This is a genomic window from Herbiconiux sp. FW305-C-125 (assembly GCF_058783455.1).
The window spans coordinates 1-16,920 of record NZ_JBYSYO010000016.1; the positions used below are offsets into that span (position 1 = coordinate 1).

16 protein-coding genes are annotated in these 16,920 nt (G+C 70.9%); 11 read left to right on the forward strand and 5 right to left on the reverse strand.

The features are described 5' to 3' along the window. Together AC3WLB_RS23250 and AC3WLB_RS23255 are read right to left on the reverse strand one after the other, a co-directional pair. A partial coding sequence (locus AC3WLB_RS23250) for a S8 family serine peptidase (RefSeq protein WP_492510203.1) occupies nt 1-993 on the reverse strand: 993 nt, incomplete at its 3' end. Nucleotides 994-1,143: 150 nt separating this feature from the next. Then, complete coding sequence (locus AC3WLB_RS23255; protein ID WP_492510205.1) at nt 1,144-2,172, reverse strand: hypothetical protein; 1,029 nt, start codon at nt 2,170-2,172, stop codon at nt 1,144-1,146. Between the two features lie 43 nt (nt 2,173-2,215). Here AC3WLB_RS23255 and pyrE point away from each other — a divergent pair, with 43 nt between their 5' ends. Genes pyrE through AC3WLB_RS23270 form a run of 3 tightly spaced genes read left to right on the forward strand, consistent with a single transcriptional unit; the run spans nt 2,216 to nt 5,575 of the window. Then, a complete protein-coding gene (pyrE, locus tag AC3WLB_RS23260; protein ID WP_492510207.1) occupies nt 2,216-2,764 on the forward strand; it encodes an orotate phosphoribosyltransferase in 549 nt (182 codons plus the stop codon). A 1-nt stretch (nt 2,765) separates the two neighbouring features. Next, nucleotides 2,766-3,650, forward strand: coding sequence for a hypothetical protein (locus tag AC3WLB_RS23265; protein ID WP_492510209.1), 885 nt, complete (start codon nt 2,766-2,768; stop codon nt 3,648-3,650). 44 nt (nt 3,651-3,694) lie between these two features. After that, entirely contained in the window at nt 3,695-5,575 is a 1,881-nt protein-coding gene (locus tag AC3WLB_RS23270) for a DUF2207 domain-containing protein (protein ID WP_492510211.1), read from the forward strand. A gap of 45 nt (nt 5,576-5,620) precedes the next feature. Here AC3WLB_RS23270 and AC3WLB_RS23275 read toward each other — a convergent pair whose 3' ends face one another. Both AC3WLB_RS23275 and AC3WLB_RS23280 read right to left on the reverse strand, forming a co-directional pair. Then, nucleotides 5,621-6,178 (reverse strand): DUF4190 domain-containing protein, encoded by a 558-nt coding sequence (locus AC3WLB_RS23275; RefSeq protein ID WP_492510213.1) that lies wholly within the window; start codon nt 6,176-6,178, stop codon nt 5,621-5,623. Nucleotides 6,179-6,316: 138 nt separating this feature from the next. Further along, the gene (locus AC3WLB_RS23280; RefSeq protein ID WP_492510215.1) at nt 6,317-7,585 is read right to left on the reverse strand and encodes an LCP family protein; all 1,269 of its coding nucleotides are present in this window, start codon (nt 7,583-7,585) and stop codon (nt 6,317-6,319) included. Between the two features lie 202 nt (nt 7,586-7,787). Between AC3WLB_RS23280 and AC3WLB_RS23285 the strand changes: the two genes are divergently transcribed. The 7 genes from AC3WLB_RS23285 (at nt 7,788) to AC3WLB_RS23315 (ending at nt 15,635) form a co-directional block, all read left to right on the forward strand. Next, nucleotides 7,788-7,910 carry a hypothetical protein gene (locus AC3WLB_RS23285; RefSeq protein ID WP_492510217.1) on the forward strand — a complete coding sequence of 41 codons (123 nt, stop codon included), beginning with the start codon at nt 7,788-7,790 and terminating at the stop codon, nt 7,908-7,910. Between the two features lie 95 nt (nt 7,911-8,005). Further along, nucleotides 8,006-9,043 carry a LacI family DNA-binding transcriptional regulator gene (locus AC3WLB_RS23290; RefSeq protein WP_492510219.1) on the forward strand — a complete coding sequence of 346 codons (1,038 nt, stop codon included), beginning with the start codon at nt 8,006-8,008 and terminating at the stop codon, nt 9,041-9,043. Nucleotides 9,044-9,084: 41 nt separating this feature from the next. Next, nucleotides 9,085-10,395: an extracellular solute-binding protein gene (locus AC3WLB_RS23295; RefSeq protein ID WP_492510221.1), complete on the forward strand. Its 1,311-nt coding sequence runs from the start codon at nt 9,085-9,087 to the stop codon at nt 10,393-10,395. Nucleotides 10,396-10,403: 8 nt separating this feature from the next. Next, on the forward strand, nt 10,404-11,390 hold the full coding sequence (locus tag AC3WLB_RS23300) for a carbohydrate ABC transporter permease (RefSeq protein ID WP_022896676.1): 987 nt from the start codon (nt 10,404-10,406) through the stop codon (nt 11,388-11,390). Between the two features lie 32 nt (nt 11,391-11,422). Then, nucleotides 11,423-12,280, forward strand: coding sequence for a carbohydrate ABC transporter permease (locus tag AC3WLB_RS23305; protein WP_492510283.1), 858 nt, complete (start codon nt 11,423-11,425; stop codon nt 12,278-12,280). Between the two features lie 2 nt (nt 12,281-12,282). Continuing rightward, nucleotides 12,283-13,362 carry a glycoside hydrolase family 130 protein gene (locus AC3WLB_RS23310; protein ID WP_492510223.1) on the forward strand — a complete coding sequence of 360 codons (1,080 nt, stop codon included), beginning with the start codon at nt 12,283-12,285 and terminating at the stop codon, nt 13,360-13,362. Between the two features lie 44 nt (nt 13,363-13,406). Continuing rightward, nucleotides 13,407-15,635, forward strand: a complete 2,229-nt coding sequence (locus tag AC3WLB_RS23315) for a hypothetical protein (RefSeq protein WP_492510225.1) — start codon at nt 13,407-13,409, stop codon at nt 15,633-15,635. A 66-nt stretch (nt 15,636-15,701) separates the two neighbouring features. Here the strand turns inward: AC3WLB_RS23315 and AC3WLB_RS23320 are convergent, their stop codons facing one another. After that, the gene (locus AC3WLB_RS23320) at nt 15,702-16,499 is read right to left on the reverse strand and encodes an HAD-IIA family hydrolase (RefSeq protein WP_492510227.1); all 798 of its coding nucleotides are present in this window, start codon (nt 16,497-16,499) and stop codon (nt 15,702-15,704) included. 40 nt (nt 16,500-16,539) lie between these two features. Here AC3WLB_RS23320 and AC3WLB_RS23325 point away from each other — a divergent pair, with 40 nt between their 5' ends. Beyond that, nucleotides 16,540-16,890, forward strand: a complete 351-nt coding sequence (locus tag AC3WLB_RS23325) for a hypothetical protein (protein WP_492510229.1) — start codon at nt 16,540-16,542, stop codon at nt 16,888-16,890. Nucleotides 16,891-16,920 lie beyond the last annotated feature (30 nt).

A 16,920-nucleotide genomic window follows, 5' to 3' on the forward strand; every position in this document is an offset into this window, starting at 1 on the left:
GCCGGCGACGGTCGCCGGCACGTCGTGCCGACCGCCGGCGGTGCTGGCGGTGTGCGAACCGTGGCCCGCGCCGTCGCGCGGCGAGAGGTACTCGCCGATGCCGGGGTCGCCGATGTTGGCCTCGCCGAAGTTGTCGACGAAGTACTGCGCGCCCACGATCTTGGTGGAGCAGTCGTCGGCCGTGAACTGCACGCCCTCGACGCAGGTGCCGTGGAACTGCGACCCGTCGGCCTTGTCGAACACGATGGTGTCGCCGTCGCGGTAAGGCGCGTCGCCCGGCGTGGTGCCGAGCGGGTCACCGGCGAAGGACGGGTTCTCGGGGGCGATACCGGTGTCGATGATGCCGAGCACCACGCCCTTGCCGGCGTTCTCGACGCCGCCGATCGCGGCCCACACCCCGTCGTCGCCGTCGAGGCCGAGGAACTGGGTCGACGACTCGGGCTCGTCGAGGTGCAGGATCTCGTCGGGCACCACGGCGGCCACGCGCGGGTTGTCGGCGAGCTTCTCGGCCTGCTCGGCGGTGAGCTCGCTCGAGAAGCCGTTGGTGGCGAGGGTGTAGGAGGTGGTGACGGATGCGCCGACCCCGGCCGCGAGCTCATCCTGCGTCGAGGTCAGATGGGCCGCGTAGCTCTGCACAGCCCGCGAGGTGGTGTCGAGGTCGGAGTCGTCGCGGGCGCGGGTGGCGCGGAGGCCGGCGATGCCCCCGGAGTAGCTCGCGACCGCGGGGTCTTTCAGGGTGACGATGTAGTGCCCGGCCTGGTAGCCGCCCGTGGGAGCGCCGGGCGTCTCGAAGGCGGGGGCGCCGGATGCACCGGCGGCAGCGGGTGCGGAGGTGGGCGCCGGCGCGGCGAGGGCGGCTCCCGACGGCAGGAGACAGCCGACGCCGACGAGGGCGGCTGAGGAGACGGCGGCGAGCACCCCGGCCAGGCGGCGCGGGTGGCGCGGGCGCTGGGCGCCGAGCGAGCGAGGGGTGCGGTTCGAGGAGCCGATCACAGGGGGAGACCTCCGAAGGGAAACGGTGCCGCAGAGCGCGGCGCCTCCCAGTGTGGAGGGAGCGGGATGGCCGTTCGTGGCCTTCAGCGGACGCTGGCCGCAGGCTGCCACTTTCTGAAACGTGCCCGTAACGGGGGTGTCACACCGCGGTCACACCCAGCCTCGGCGGGCGGCCTCGACGCCCGCTTGGAAGCGGTTGTCGGCGCCGAGTTCCACCATCAGCTCGTGACTTCTGCGGCGCAACGAACGCGTCGACATGCCGAGGCGGCGAGCGATCACCTCGTCCTTGAGCCCGGCCCCGATCAGCGCCAGAATGGCCTGCTCCTCCCGGGTGATGCGCCGCGAGGGCACCGCCGCGGTCGGTGCGGTGGGCGGTGCCGGGTCGGGGTGCGTGGTCGCGTGCATCCGTTCGCGCGCTTCGGGCAGCGGAAGGGCGCGTGCCCAGTTGAACTCGAACAGGTCGCAGAGCGCGGCCACCATCGGCGCCGATTCGGTGACGATGGCGTCGCTCCGCCCCTCCTCCACGCTCAGCGAGACGAGCGCCGTGGTGCGGTCGGCGATGGCGAGCTTCACCGGGAGATCGGCGATGATGCGCGCCTGCTCGCCGTGCTCGGCGAGCCGCTCCGCCTCCTCCCAACTGCCCTCGCGGGTGAAGCTCTCTGCGGTGTAGACCGCGCGCCACGAGACCCCGCGCGCGAGCACCACGGCCTCGAGCGGCTCGAGCGACGACGAGACGTAGGGCGGCCGGTCGAACACGAGCAACTCGCGCGTGGCCTGGTGCTGCAGGCGCACGTACCAGCTGGCCACGGCGTCGCGGTCGCTCAGGATGCGCGTCTCGGTGCTGTCCTCGATGCTCGTCGTGCTCTTGTCGAACTGGTCGGCGAGGGTGGGGATGAGCTGACGGATGCGGCCCACGCCGTCGCTCAGCTGCTCCACCATCGAGGTGAGCGAGTACCGCGGATCGACCGGCACGTAGAACCCGGCGTCGCTGCGCTCGCGCGAGATCAGGCCGAGGTGCCGGAGCGCTTCGAGCTCGGCGGCGGCGGCCGTCTCGTCGAGCTCGAACCGCGCGGTGACGTCGGCGAGGAGCGTCTTGCCGCGATGGATGACGAAGAGGTAGATCTGCTCGGCCGTGGTGGAGAGGCCTGCGAGGGCGAGAACAGAAGGGGTGGTGGTCACCCCACCAGCTAAGCGTGTTCCGCGCCCCGGATAAACTGGGCCCGTGACCGACGCGCGCAGCCAACTCATCGAGTACATCAAGACGGATGCCGTGTTCCACGGCGACTTCACGCTCACGAGCGGCAAGAAGGCCTCCTACTACGTCGACCTGCGGCGGGTCTCCCTCGACCACCGGGTCGCGCCCCTCATCGGGCAGGTGATGCTCGACCTCATCGCGGGCATCCGCGACGTCGATGCGGTGGGTGGGATGACCATGGGCGCCGACCCCATCGCGGCCGCCGTGCTGCACCAGGGCGCCGCTCGCGGCCTCGCGTACGACGCCTTCGTGGTGCGCAAGGAGCCGAAAGACCACGGGCGCGGCCGGCAGGTCGAGGGGCCGGATGTGGCGGGCAAGCGCGTGATCGTGCTCGAAGACACCTCCACCACGGGCGGTTCGCCGCTCGCCGCGATCGCCGCGCTGGAGAAGGCGGGCGCGATCATCGCGGGCGTCGCCGTGGTGGTCGACCGCAGCACGGGCGCGGGCGAGCGCATCGAGGAGGCGGGCTACCCCTACCACTACGCGATCGGATTGGCGGACCTCGGTCTGGAGTGACATGAGCGACTCCCCGAACGACTCGCCGAGCCGCGATGGCGACGGCGCCGCGCGGCCGGCCGCGACGGGGCGGCCTGCGGCGGCCCACGGGGTCGAGCGCGGCGGGGGTGGTGGCGCCGGGAGCGGTGCGGATGCGGCGCGCGGGCGGTACGTGGGGGCGCATCGCGCGGCGAGCGGCCCGGGCGGGGGCCCGGTGCACGCGGGCGCGCCGTCGGGATCGCGGTGGTGGCTCGTGGGCGGTGGCGTCGTGGTGCTGGCGGTGATCGTGGGGCTGTTCTTCGTGGGGTTGCGGATGGGGGCGGCGGGCGACGGCGGGAACGGCGGCGAAGCGGCGCGCCTCGGGTCGGCGACGGATGCGGGCGACGGGGTGGGTGCATCCGGGAGCCCGGCGGGGGACGGATCGCCGGCGGGTGCCGCGACGGCGAGCCCGACGTCGCCCGGGGCCGGAGCGGATGCCGGGGCCGACGCCTCGGCTGACGCGGCCGCGCCGCCCGGGCCGCTCGCGCCCGGCGTGCACGACTGGGAGGCGCTGCACGGCGGCGAGTGCCTGAGCGGGTACAGCTCGCCGTGGGAGCCGCAGTACACCGTGGTCGACTGCGCCGGCGACCACACCGCTCAGCTCGTGTCGCGCGGTGCGTTCGCCGAGGACGCCTCGGCGCCGTACCCCGGTGAAGCCGAGCTGATCTCGCGGCTCAACCTGCTGTGCACGGCTCCGGGGGTGCTCGACTACGCGGCCGCGCAGGCGGTTCCGGACATCCAGTGGCAGGCCGCCTACCCCGCCGATGAGAGTCGCTGGGCGAGCGGAGACCGCTCCTACTTCTGCTTCTTCTCGCGCACCTCGGGTGAGCCGCTCGGCGGCACGCTCGTCGCGACGCCGGCGGGGTGAGGTTTCCTCTGCGATGTCGGAGGGTGCCGGATAGAGTGAACGCGATGACTCCGCTCGCCCGCCTCCTCCGCGTCCCCGTGTTCGGGGTGCTCGCCGCGCTCGCGCTCGTGCTGCTGGCGGCGTCGATCGGCGCCGCGCCCGCCGCATCGGCTGCCGGTGCTGTGTCGAGCCGCGGGGCGCTCGCCGCGGTGCCGGGCGACGTCAACGACTTCACCTTCGCCTCCTTCGACGCCCGCTACGACCTCGGCGTCGCCGACGATGGCCACTCCACTCTCGACACCACCGAGACCTTCGTCGCCGAGTTCCCCGACTTCGATCAGAACCACGGCATCCAGCGCGCGATCCCGCTGCGCTACCAGGGGCATCCGACCGACCTCACGCTCACCTCGGTGACGGATGCGACGGGAGCTCCCCGCGAATACAGCACCGAGACCGACGACGAGAACCTCATCGTCACGATCGCCGGCGACGAGTTCGTGCACGGCGAGCAGAGCTATGTGCTGCACTACACGCAGCGCGACGTCACGGCCTACTTCCCCGACACCGACGACGACGAGTTCTACTGGGACACCAACGGCACGCTCTGGCGCCAGCCCTTCGCCGTGCACACCACCACGACGACGGTGCCGGCGGGTCTCACCGGCGCGCTCACGGGCAGCAACGCCTGTTTCGTGGGGCCCGAGGGGTCGGGTGAACCGTGCACGATCGAGCAGAGCGACGACGGCGATGTGGCGGTCTTCACCACCCGCAACGAGAACCTCGCGCCGGGCGACAACGTCACCATCGGCATCGCGTTCGAGCCGCACGCCTTCGCGGAGCGCGACACGTCGTATCTCTCGGCGGCGTCGAGCTGGGTGCAGCTGATCAGCGTGATCCTCGCCTTCGGGGCAGTCGTGCTGGCGGTGGTCTACCGCATCCTCGGGCTGCGGGATGCGCCGGGCCGGCCGGTCATCGTGCCGGAGTACACGCCGCCGCCGGGCGCCGACCTGCTCATCGCCTCGGTGGTGATGAAGAAGACGTCGCGCGCGGCCGCCGCCTCCTTCGTCGACTACGCGGTGCGGCACAACATCCAGATCGTCGAGCAGGAACAGGATGCCATCTTCGGGCCGAAGACCGCGTACTGGCTGCGCCTGCTCACCTGGCAGGGGCTGAATCCGAGCGAGATCGAGTTCGCGCGGGTGCTGTTCGGTTCCGAACTCACGCCGGGAACCTGGCGTGAACTGAAGAAGAACGACACGACGCTGTCGAAATCGGTCTACGCGGTGATGCAGGCCACGAAGAAGCGCGCCTTCACCGAGGGCTACCTGCGGTCGGGGGTGCGCCGCGTCGGCGGTCTGCTCCTGGCGCTCACGATCGTGCTGGCCGTGGTCGGAGTCGTCAGCGGGCTCAACTCGGCGAACGACGATCTCGGTGGTGGGCTGCCCATCCTGCTCATCCCGGTGCTCGTCGTGGCGGTGCTCGCGGTGGGAGCCATCGCGTTCCGCAACCCGCTCACCGCGAAGGGGGCCGAGCTGCGCGACTACATCCGTGGTGTCGAGATGTACATCGACTGGGCCGAAGAAGACCGGTACAAGATGCTGCAGAGCCCGGAGGGGGCGCTGAAGACGGGGATCAACGCGCCCGACTGGGGCCAGGTGGTGAAGCTCTACGAGAAGCTGTTGCCGTACGCGGTGCTTCTCGGCCAGGAGACCGAGTGGGCGAAGGTGCTGGGCACCTACTACGAGAGCCTCGGCAGTCAGCCCGACTGGTACGGCGGCAGCTCGGGGACGTTCAACGCCTACCTGTTCGCGTCGAGTATCGGTGCGATGTCGACGAGCGCCGCGTCATCGTACTCGGGGAGTTCGTCGAGCAGCTCGAGCGGGTTCTCGGGCGGCGGCGGTTTCTCGGGCGGTGGTGGCGGAGGTGGCGGCGGCGGAGGGGTCTGACCTGACCAGACCGCTCCGCCGCCGAGTCCCCGGATCCCGCTGGGGTCAGTAGCTGCTCGCCGCCGCCCCGATGAGGGCGAAGCCGGCGACGGCGACCCAGAAGAAGGCCACGAGGAGCCACCCGGCGAGAGTGACGTAGCCGAGGATGAGGCCGGCGAGGGTGATCCCCCGGCCGTCTTCGCCCGACTTCTTGATCTGGCTCAGCGCGATGTGGCCGGTGATCACCGGGATCAGGCCGAACCCGAGGATGCCGAGCACCAGGGTCAGGATGCCGAGCACGTTCGTCTTCGGCTGGGGCGGGTACAGCTGCGCCGGCTGCGGTGCGACCGGAGTGCCGTAGGCGGGTGCGGCGGCGGCCGGCGCGTACTGGGGGGCCTGCGGGCCCTGCGCCTCCGGGTATCCGGGCAGCGTGGCGGTGGCGGCGGTCGGGTACTGCGGCAGCGTCGTGGTGCCGCCCGCGGGGTACCCGGGCAGGGCCGCGGTGGCCGCGGTGGGTGTGGCCGGGGCGGGGGTGGCGGCGGTGTCGGCGGGGCCGGCGGTGGCGGGGGTGGTGGCGGTGTCGGCCGGGGTGGGGGTCTCGGGGGTGGGGGTGTCGTTCGTCATGGTTCAACGCTACGAAGAGGGGCGGTGGCGGGCATCCGACCGCGGGCTCATCTTCGTGGTACCCCAGCACGAGTCCGCGCGCGCTGATTCAGGCCGAACCGGCGCGAGGGCGCCGAACCCGGGGCCGGCGGGCCCGGGTCAGTCGGTGAAGGCGCTCGCGCAGGTCTGTTCGGCTGCCGTCTGGCCCTTCAGGCCGTCGATGACCTCGGGGGCGGCCTCGACCGAGGTGCCTGGCGAATCCGTGGCGGGTGCATCCGTCGAGGGGGTCGTGGGATCGGTCGGAGTCGTCGGGTCGGTCGGCACGACGGTCGAGCCGGTACCGGTCGAGTCCTCGGCGAGGGTGAAGGGCTGGTCGGCCTGGATCTTCGCGAACAGGGCGTCGGCGAGATCCTGCGAGGGGACGACCTTGTTCGGGTCGGCCGAGGAGGCGCCTGACGGGTACTGCACGAACACGATGTTGTTGAGGTCGACGTCTTTCATGGTGAGCGCGAGCGACACCATCGAGTCGAGGCTCGAGAGCGAGGTCGAGAGCTTGATGTTCTGGGCGGCGGCCTGCGCGAGCCCGTACAGCTTCGTGATGTCGGTGAGCGTGTTGGCGCTCTTCAACGTGCGCGCCATCGACGACAGGTATTGCTGCTGCGAGGCGATGCGCGCCAGGTCGCTGCCGTCGCCCACACCGTGCCGGTTGCGGAGGAACGACAACGCCATCTGCCCCTCGATCACGCTCGTGCCGGCCGGCAGGTCGAGCCCCGAGTCGGCGTCGAAGATGGGTTCGTTGAGGCACACCGGCACCCCGCCGACCGCGTTGGTCATCTCGATCACGCCGTCGAACGAGGTGGCGGCGGCGTAGTTGATGTCGAGGCCGGTGAGGTTCTCGATGGTCGAGTTCACGCAGGCGAGCCCGCCGCGTTCCCAAGCGTCGTTGAGCGGCTGAGCGCTCATGGCGTCGAAGACCTCGCCGGTGTTCGGGTCGGTGCACTCCGGATGCGCGATCACGAGGTCGCGCGGAAAGCTCACCACCACGGCGTTCTTGTGATCGGCCGAGACGTGCAGCAGGATGTTGACGTCGTTCAGGGTGGCGTCGCGCTCGCCGAAGCTGTCGCCCTGGTTCGGGTCGTTGTCGGTGCCCACCACCAGGAGGTTGAAGCCGCCCTCGAACGCTCCGAGCACCGGAGGTGCGGGCAGCGGCGTGGCGTCGTTCCCGCCGAGGTCGACCGCGTTCGCCGTGACCTGCTGCGCGATGTTGTTGATGGCGTACGCGGCCACGGACCCGATGCTCACGAGGGCCACCGCGAGCACCACGGCGAGCGTCTTCACGATCGCCCCGAGGGACGAGGGCGTGTGCTGACGGCCGTGCCGGATGGGGCCGGTGCTGTGCCGCGACGGGCGCTCGTGGAAGTCGGTCAAACGGAAGTCCTTCGGGGTCGGGAGCGGCCTCGGGTGGGCACGCACCGTGTCGACGGATGAGCATAGCCGACGCATTTCGGCGTCCACCGGGGGTTTTCCCAGAATCCCCGGGAGGGGTCACAGACCATGTTGGCAGGAATTCGACGAACGACGGCATGCGACCCGCTCGCGACGCTTTCACGCTGAACATAGCGTTACTGCCATGACTCTTGCGATGATCCTCTTCGGCTCCCTGGCGGCGATCGGCGTGGCGGCGACGATCCGGGACGTCGTCCGCGACGGCTACCGCCGCCTGCCAGTCCGTGACGTCGACCGGCGCCCCTGAACAGGTGCCCCCCTTGCGGGGGGTTCTAAACCGGTATAGATTCTCCTAAACCGGTTCAGACAACGGGCGGAGCCGCCCGACGCAAGGAGGCGACGATGAAGCGCAAGGCGACCATCAACGACGTCGCCCGCGAGGCGGGGGTCAGCAAGGGCCTCGTCTCCTTCGCCCTCAACGACCGGCCCGGCGTCTCCACCGAGACCCGTGACCGCATCCTCACCGTCGCGCGGGAGCTCGACTACCAGCCCTCGGTGTCGGCTCGCTCACTCTCCACCCGCAGCTCCTACGCCGTGGGTCTCGTGATCGCCCGCGACCCCGACATCCTGGGTGCCGATCCCTTCTTCCCCTCGTTCATCGCGGGTGTCGAACGTGCCCTGCTGACCGAGGGCCAAGCGCTGGTGCTGAGTGTCGTGGGCGACGACGAGCACGAAGCCGCGGCCTACCAGCGCCTCGCCGCCGATGCCCGCGTCGACGGCGTCTTCCTCACCGATCTGCGGCACGACGACCCGCGCATCCCCCTGCTCCAACGCCTCGGGATGCCCGCCGTCACGCTCGGCCACCCCGAGACGAGCGGGTCCGAGCCCGCAGACGCGCCCTACCCCGCGGTGTCCCTCGACGACACCCCCGGCGTCGTGGCCGCCGTGCAGCACCTCATCGACCTCGGTCACCGTCGCATCGCGCATGTGATCGGGCCGCGGCGGATGCTGCACGCGACCCGCCGCAACGCCGCCTTCGTCGACACCCTCCGCGCCGCGGGCCTGCCGGCCGACCTCGTGGTCGAGACCGACTTCACGGCCGCGCAAGGCGCATCCGCCACCGAGCACCTGCTCGATCTCGCCGACCGGCCCACCGCCATCGTCTTCGGCAACGACCCGATGGCCATCGCGGCCATCGGCGTCGCCCACGAGCGCGGCCTTCGTCTGCCCGACGACCTCTCGATCACGGGCTTCGACGACTCCGAGCTCGCGCGTTTCGTCTACCCCTCGCTCACGTCGGTGCGCACCGATCCGCTGCTCTGGGGCGAGGCGGCGGCGCGCACCCTCCTCCGCCTCACCACCACAGGTCACGCCGACGACGTCGACCTCGAACCCGCGCGCGTCATCACGCGCGCCTCGACCGGGCCCGTACGGGCCTGACCAGCCGCGGTCAGCCGACCGCCATCGAAAGGAGCACCATCGTGCAGACACCCTCAGTGAAGAGGTCGAAGCGCATCGTGGCGGCAGCCGTCGCCGTCGCCGCCGGAATCGCCCTCGCCGCCTGTTCCGGCGGCGGAGGCGGAGGTAGCAGCTCGGGCGACCTCACCGCCACCGGGCCCATCGACCTCTGGTACTCGAACAACCCCGCCGAGCTCGAGTGGGGCAAGCAGATGGTGGAGGCCTGGAATTCGGCCAACCCCGACCAGAAGATCACGGCGCAGGAGATCCCGGCCGGCAAGTCGAGCGAAGAGGTGATCGGCGCCGCGATCACGGCGGGCAACGCACCCTGCCTCGTGCTGAACACCGCGCCGAGCGCGGTCGGCCAGTTCGAGAAGCAGGGCGGGCTGGTGAACCTCTCCGACTTCGACGACGGTGCCTCCTACATCGAGGAGCGCTCGGGCGACCTGGCGAAGCAGTACCAGAACGCCGACGGCGACTACTACCAGTTCCCGTGGAAGTCGAACCCCGTCGTCATCTTCTACAACAAGGACCTCTTCGCCAAGGCCGGCCTCGACCCCGAGAACCCGAAGCTGTCGACCTACGACGACTTCCTGGCCACCTCCAAGACGCTGGTGGATTCGGGTGTCGCGCCCTACGCCATCCAGCCCGCGCCGACCAGCGAGTTCTTCCAGATGCAGTTCGACTTCATGCCGCTGTACGCCGCGGCGACCGGCGGTACCCCGCTGATCGAAGACGGGAAGGCGACCTTCGCCGACGACGCCGGCGACGAGGTTGCCCAGTTCTGGCGCGACATGTACGACCAGAAGCTCGCCGGCCAGGAGCAGTACCAGGGCGATGCCTTCGCCGACGGCCAGGCCGCCATGGCGATCGTGGGGCCGTGGGCCATCTCGGTCTACGACGGGGTGAACTTCGGCTCCGTGCCGGTTCCGACGCCCGAGGCCACCGACCCGAAGGATGTCTGGACGTTCAGCGACGCGAAGAACATCGGTCTGTTCAGTGCCTGCAAGAACAAGGGCACGGCCTGGGACGTGCTGAAGTTCGCCACCAGCCAGGAGCAGGACGGCAAGTTCCTCGAGACCACCGGGCAGATGCCGCTGCGCCAGGACCTGCCGACCGTCTACGCCGACTACTTCGCCGCCAACCCCGACTACCAGGCCTTCGGCGACCAGGCCAGCCGCACCGTCGAGGTGCCGGGCGGCCCGAACACGGTGCAGATCATGCAGGCGTTCCGGGACGCCTGGGGCAAGTCGGTGATCTTCGGCGAGGGCGACGTGAAGCAGTCGCTGCAGGATGCCGCCGACAAGATCGACCAGCTGGCGTCGCAGCCGTAGGCCGTGCGATGACCTCCGCCGTCGACAGCCCAGGAGCCCCGGCGCCCGCACGCGCCGGGGCCCCGGGGCCGGGCTCCACCGCCCCCGCCTCCGGGCCGCGCGCCAAGCGCCGGCTCTCGCACCGGATCTTCGGCCGCCAGCCGCTCGGCCTGCTGTTCAGCTCGCCCTACCTGGTGTTCGTGATCGCGGTCTTCGCCTTCCCAATCGTCTACTCGGTCTGGATCTCGTTCCACGACTTCTTCTTCGCCGCCCCCGGCGCCAACCCCGAGCGGCCGTTCGTGGGCCTGGACAACTACATCAATGCGTTCAGCAACCCCGCGGTCATCCGCTCGTTCGGCAACGTCGGCATCTTCCTGCTGATCAACGTGCCGCTCACCGTCGTGTTGTCGCTCCTGCTCGCGAGCGCGCTCAATAAGGTGGTGCACGCCCGCACCTTCCTGCGGGTGAGCTTCTACGTGCCCTACGTCACGGCGAGTGTCGCCGTGGTGGCGGTGTGGCTGTTCCTGTTCAACGGCAACGGTCTCGTCAACACCGTGCTCGGGCCGCTCGCGCCCGACCCGTCGTGGCTGATCAACGAGAACCTGGCCATGCCGGTGATCGCGATCTACGTCACCTGGAAGCAGCTCGGCTTCTACATCCTGCTCTACCTCGCGGCGTTGCAGAACGTGCCCAAAGAGCTCTACGAGTCGGCCGCGACCGACGGCGCCGGGCGCATCCGCCAGTTCTTCTCGGTCACCGTGCCGGGCGTGCGGCCCGCGACCCTGCTGGTGCTGCTCGTCTCGACCGTCACGGGAGCCAACCTGTTCACCGAGCCGTACCTGCTCACCGGGGGCGGCGGCCCGAACGGCGCATCCGCCAGCCCGGTGCTGCTCATGTACCAGCTCGGCATCCAGCAGGGGCAACCGGATGTCGCGTCCGCGATCGGCGTGGTGCTCGTCATCGGCGTGCTGATCGTCGCATTCATCCAGAACCGACTGGTGGGGGAGAGGGACTGATGGCCGAGATCACCGAAGAACGCGCCGGCCGGATGCGCCACACCCGGCCGACGGGCTGGTCGCGCACGCAGACCGTCATCCGCGGCGTCGTGCTGGGGCTCGGGGCGATCGTGTTCCTGTTCCCCTTCTACTACATGGTCATCGGGGCCCTGCAGAAAGACCCCGACCCCACCATCGCGGGTGCGTTCCCGAACCCGTCGAACCTCACCTTCGACAACTTCGTCAACGTCAACGAGCGGATCAACCTCGGTACGGGGCTGATCAACTCGGGCATCTTCACCGGCGGCGTGCTGCTGTGCACCGTGGTCTTCGGGGTTCTGGTGGGCTACGCCCTCGCGATGCTGAAGTGGCGCGGTGCCAAGGCGACGTTCGCGTTGGCGCTGCTGGTGCAGGTCATCCCGTTCCAGCTGCTGCAGATCCCGCTCTACGTGCTGATCGCGCGCGACTACGGGCTGGCCGACACGCACGTCGGCATGATCCTGCCGTTCGCCATCAACTCGACGGCCGTGATCATCTTCCGGCAGTACTTCCTGCAGCTGCCCAAAGAGCTGTTCGAGGCCGCTCGGATCGACGGGGCGGGCGAGATCCGCCTGCTCTGGAGCATCGCGCTGCCGCTCGTGCGGCCGGCGCTCGTGACCGCCGTGCTGCTGACCTTCATCGGCCCGTGGAACGAGTTCCTCTGGCCCTTCCTCATCACCAAGGATGCGGCCCTGCAGCCGCTCGCGGTGTCCCTCGCCAACTACATCTCAACGGTCGCAGCGTCGACCGACAACCCGTTCGGGGCGATCCTCGCCGGCGCGGTGGTGCTCGCGGCTCCGGTCGTGGTGCTGTTCATCGTGTTCCAGCGCTACTTCGTCTCGAACGACCTCGGATCGGGAGTGAAAGGATAATGATGACCCCCGAAACCACCACCGTGTCCACCGTGCCCTACCGCCTCGAGCGGGTTGGGATCGTGATGGAACCCGAGCCCGGCAACGAGCTCGAGGCCGAGGGGGTGCTGAATCCGGCATCCGGCCGCACCCCCGACGGCACGCTGTACCTGCTGCCGCGACTCGTCGCATCCGGAAACGTGTCGCGAGTCGGTCTCGCGCGGGTGCTGCTCTCCCCCGAGGGTGTCCCGACCGGCGTCGACCGCGAGGGGGTCGTGCTGGCGCCCGACCGCGAGTTCGAGCGCGGAGCGCACAACTCCGGGGTCGAAGACCCGCGGGTGACGTTCATCCCCGCGCTCGGGCTGCACGTCATGACCTACGTCGCGTACGGGCCGCTCGGGCCGCGAACGGCCGTCGCCGTCTCGTCCGACCTCCGGGAGTGGACCCGGCTCGGCCCGGCGACGTTCGCCTACGACGACGCGCTGTCGATCGACCTCGGTCTGTTCCACAACAAGGACACGGTGTTCTTCCCGGAGCCGGTGACGGCGCCCGACGGCACGCCGTCGTTCGCGGTGCTGCACCGGCCGATGTGGGATCTCGGCGAGACCAAGCCCGGCGAGGGCGTGCGGCTGCCGGCCGGGGTGACGGATGCGCGGCAGAGCATCTGGATCAGCTACGTGCCGGTCGCCGCCGTCGAACGGGACATCGCGGAGCTCACCCGCTGGACGCGGCACCGCTTCCTCGCCGGACCGGAGTTCCCGTTCGAGGAGCTCAAGATCGGCGGCGGCCCCGCGCCGCTGCGGGTGCCGGAGGGGTGGCTGCTCATCCACCACGGGGTGACCGGGGTGATCGACAGCGCCTTCTCGCAGCAGCAGAAGGTGAACTACGCCGCCGGCGCCATTCTGCTCGACGCCGACGTCCCGTCGCGGGTGATCGCCCGCACGCCCGAGCCGCTGCTCGCGCCGGAGACCGAGGAGGAGCGCAGCGGCATCGTGCCGAACGTGGTCTTCCCGACCGCCATCGAGGAGATCGACGGCACCCACTACGTCTTCTACGGCATGGCCGACTCGAAGATCGGGGTCGCGCGCCTCGTGCACACCTGATCCGCGCCGCCTTCCCGCACTCGCCCTCGAACAGGAGCTCGACGATGAACTCATTCCGCCGGCGGATCGCCGCCTCAGCCGCCAGCCTCGCCCTCGTGGTCGCATCGGTCTCGATCGGGGCGGCCGGCGCGGCCTCCGCAGCCGGCGCGCCGACCGACACGGGTGCGCCCGCGCCGCTCACCAACACGGCGCACCTCGACTTCCTGCTCGACGACGTCTCGCCGGCGGCGGTGCCGGGGCGCACGACGTACCGGCTCGACACCGAGCCCGCGCTCACGCTGCCCTGGACCTACGCCGACGCCCGCGACGGCGGCACCTTCGAGCGGGTCGGCGGCGGCCCGCTGGATGCGAGCACCGGGCACTACGCCCAGGGCGCGTTCAACAGCGACGACGTCGCGCGGGCCGCGGTGGTGTACCTGCGGCACTGGCAGCTGACGGGCTCGGCGGCCAGTCGCGACAAGGCCTACGAGGTGCTGCGCGCGCTGGCGTACTTCCAGACGACGACCGGGGAGGACGCCGGCAACGTCGTGCTGTGGATGCAGCCCGACGGTCTGCTCAACCCGAGCGCCGAGCCCGTCGAGCTGCCCGACCCGAGCGACTCGGCCGAGAGCTACTGGCTGGCGCGCTCGCTGTGGGCGTTCGGGGAGGGCTATGCGGCGTTCCGCGACGCCGATCCGGCGTTCGCGTCGTTCCTGCAGGAGCGGCTGCGACTCGGGGTCGGCGCCGTCGACCGGGAGGTCCTCGACGCCTACGGCAGCTACGCGGTCGCCGACGGCGTGCAGGTTCCGGCCTGGCTGATCGTCGACGGCGCGGATGCGACGGCCGAGGCCGTGCTCGGACTCGCGGCCTACACCGCGGCCGCCCCCGACGACGCGGGAACGCGGGACACGCTGGCGAAGCTCGCGGAGGGTGTCGCCGCGATGGCGTCGCCCACCACCGACCCCGCGGGGCCGGGCTCGGGTGCGAAGCCTGCCGCGCCGGCCGACCCGGCCGCGGACGCTGCGGGTGCGGGCAGTGCGGGCAGCGCGGATGCGAGCGCGGGGGCCGCGGCGGCGGCCGACGCGAGCGGGCTCGGCGGCGGCGCACCGCTCGTCGGGCGGACAGCCGCCGCGGCCTGGCCGTACGGGGCGATTCTGCCGTGGGCCGAGTCGCGGTCGATGTGGCACGCGTGGTCGTCGCAGATGGCCGGGGCGCTCGCACGCGCATCCGTCGCTCTCGACGACGCCGAACTGCTGCAGCCGGCGGTGACCGAGTCGGCGCAGTTCGCCCCGACGCTGCTCACCGCGGGCGGCCCCGACAACGCCTGGTACCCCTCGCCCACCGAACGGGTGCAGATCGCCTACGGCGCCGACTCGCGGCTGCAGAACCTGCTCGCCACGGCGGATGCGGCCCAGCTGCCCGGGCTCGCCGACCTCGCGGGGCTGCAGGCGGCCTGGTACTTCGGCCTCAACCCGGCCGGCGAGCCGATGTACGACCCCGCGACGGGCGTGACGTTCGACGGCATCCAGCCCGACGGGTCGATCAACCGCAATTCGGGGGCGGAGAGCACGATCCACGGGTTGTTGTCGATGCTGGCGCTGGATGCGCATCCGGAGGTCTCGGCGATCGCGCAGTCGGTGACCACCCTCGACGCGCGCGACGGCCTGCGGGTCGTCGAGGCCGAGGATGCGACGTCGACCACCGGCAGTGTCGTCACGCCCGAGTCGAGCTGGACCGAGGAGTCGTCGTGGAGCGGCTCGTACCTCGCGCTGAGCAAGGGCCAGAAGGCGAGGTTCGACCTCGGCGCGGGCACTCCCGGAGTGCCGCGGGTGGTCGAGCCGGTGATCTGGCAGGTCGAACAGGGCACGGCGCCGACGCCCGTCTCGCTCTGGCACGCGAGGCTGCTGCCGCTCGGTGTGCTCTCGTCGTCGGTGGGTGAGCAGGGCATCACCGCAGCATCCGGAGCCCTGCTGCCGCAGCGGCTGACCGTGCCGGTGCCCGCGTCGCGCAGCTCGGTGGAGGTGCGGGCGCTCGCCGGCGAGCTCGACGTGGACGCGCTGCTCGTGCGGCCCGCCGTCGGCACTCTCTCGGCGTCGGGCGGGGGCGCGTCGGCGCAGCTCGCGCAGAACGTGCTCGCCGTGCCGCAGCGGGTGACCGTGGGCGTGTCGGGCTCGACGCAGACGCTGCGCACCTACGACGCCGCGGGCGCGCTCGTGTCGGAGCGCACGATCACGTCGCCCACGAGCATCCGCGTGCCGGCGGGCGGATTCGCCCTTGCCCTCACGCGCCCCTGACCTCGCCCCCACCGCGGGCTGCGCCGAGCGCCGAGTCGCAGCCCGCGGCGGTGCGGGTGGCCCGCGTCAGAGCTCGGTCTCGAGCGGGAAGGGGAGCACGAGGTCGGCGACCGAGTCGATGACCTCGTCGGGGCGGAACGGGTAGCGGTTGATCTCGGCCTGGTCGCTGATGCCGGTGAGCACGAGGATGGTGTGCAACCCCGCCTCGATGCCCGCCACGACGTCGGTGTCCATCCGGTCGCCGATCATGCCCGTGTTCTCGGAGTGGGCACCGATGCGGTTCATCGCCGACCGGAACATCATCGGGTTGGGCTTGCCCACGACGTACGGCTCGCGGCCGGTCGCCTTGGTGATGAGTGCGGCGATCGCCCCGGTGGCCGGCAGTGGGCCCTCGGAGCTCGGCCCCGTCGCATCCGGGTTGGTGACGATGAACCGCGACCCGTTGCCGATGAGCCGGATGGCCTTCGTGATCGCCTCGAACGAGTAGTTGCGCGTCTCGCCGATGACGACGTAGTCGGGCGCGGTCTCGGTCATGATGAACCCCGCCTCGTGCAGGGCCGTGGTGATGCCCGCCTCGCCGATGACGAAGGCGCTGCCGCCCGGCATCTGGTCCTTGAGGAAGGCGGCGGTGGCGAGCGCCGACGTCCAGATGAACTCCTCCGGCACCTCGAGACCGGATGCCCGCAGCCGCGCCGAGAGATCGCGCGGCGTGAAGATGGAGTTGTTGGTGAGCACGAGGTAGGGCTTGCCCTGGTCGCGCCATTGCTGCAGGAGCTCGGCCGCCCCCGGGATGGGCTGGTTCTCGTGCACGAGCACGCCGTCCATGTCGGTGAGCCAGCACTCGATCTCGTCGCGCCCCGCCATCAGCAACTCCTCCCGCTCGTGCCCGGCTCTCACCCGGCTGGTGTCCAGGGTACAGCGGCCACCTGAGCGAGCAGAGTTCTCGGGCGCGGCCGGCCCGCTCGCCGCGCCAATGGTGCAGGCGGGGCACCAGCTCGTGGGCGGCACCGACGGTCTGGCGCCTGTCGAGGCGCGGACGCAGCTCGACGTGGCGACGCAGACCCTCGAGCGAGACGTGAACGTGGTGCAGCTCTCGCAGGCGAGCGGTCCGGCCGCCAGTCAGGCCTCGCCTCCCGTCGACGAGGCCCGCATCGCCGCCGACGTCGAGGGCTTCCACCAGGCGACGCAGGCCACCAACCCTGTCACGGGCGAGACCCACCAGGAGCTGTTTCCGCCCTACGGGCCCGGCTGCTGAGCGACCTCCGGCACTGACAACTCCAGCGCG

Coding starts and splice junctions, on each gene's coding strand:
- AC3WLB_RS23300 (WP_022896676.1), top strand. CDS start 10,404: ATGACCTCCGCCGTCGACAGCCCAGGAGCCCCGGCGCCCGCACGCGCC.
- AC3WLB_RS23320 (WP_492510227.1), bottom strand. CDS start 16,499: ATGGCGGGGCGCGACGAGATCGAGTGCTGGCTCACCGACATGGACGGC.
- AC3WLB_RS23285 (WP_492510217.1), top strand. CDS start 7,788: ATGACTCTTGCGATGATCCTCTTCGGCTCCCTGGCGGCGATCGGCGTG.
- AC3WLB_RS23265 (WP_492510209.1), top strand. CDS start 2,766: ATGAGCGACTCCCCGAACGACTCGCCGAGCCGCGATGGCGACGGCGCC.
- AC3WLB_RS23305 (WP_492510283.1), top strand. CDS start 11,423: ATGCGCCACACCCGGCCGACGGGCTGGTCGCGCACGCAGACCGTCATC.
- AC3WLB_RS23270 (WP_492510211.1), top strand. CDS start 3,695: ATGACTCCGCTCGCCCGCCTCCTCCGCGTCCCCGTGTTCGGGGTGCTC.
- AC3WLB_RS23290 (WP_492510219.1), top strand. CDS start 8,006: ATGAAGCGCAAGGCGACCATCAACGACGTCGCCCGCGAGGCGGGGGTC.
- AC3WLB_RS23315 (WP_492510225.1), top strand. CDS start 13,407: ATGAACTCATTCCGCCGGCGGATCGCCGCCTCAGCCGCCAGCCTCGCC.
- AC3WLB_RS23275 (WP_492510213.1), bottom strand. CDS start 6,178: ATGACGAACGACACCCCCACCCCCGAGACCCCCACCCCGGCCGACACC.
- AC3WLB_RS23310 (WP_492510223.1), top strand. CDS start 12,283: ATGACCCCCGAAACCACCACCGTGTCCACCGTGCCCTACCGCCTCGAG.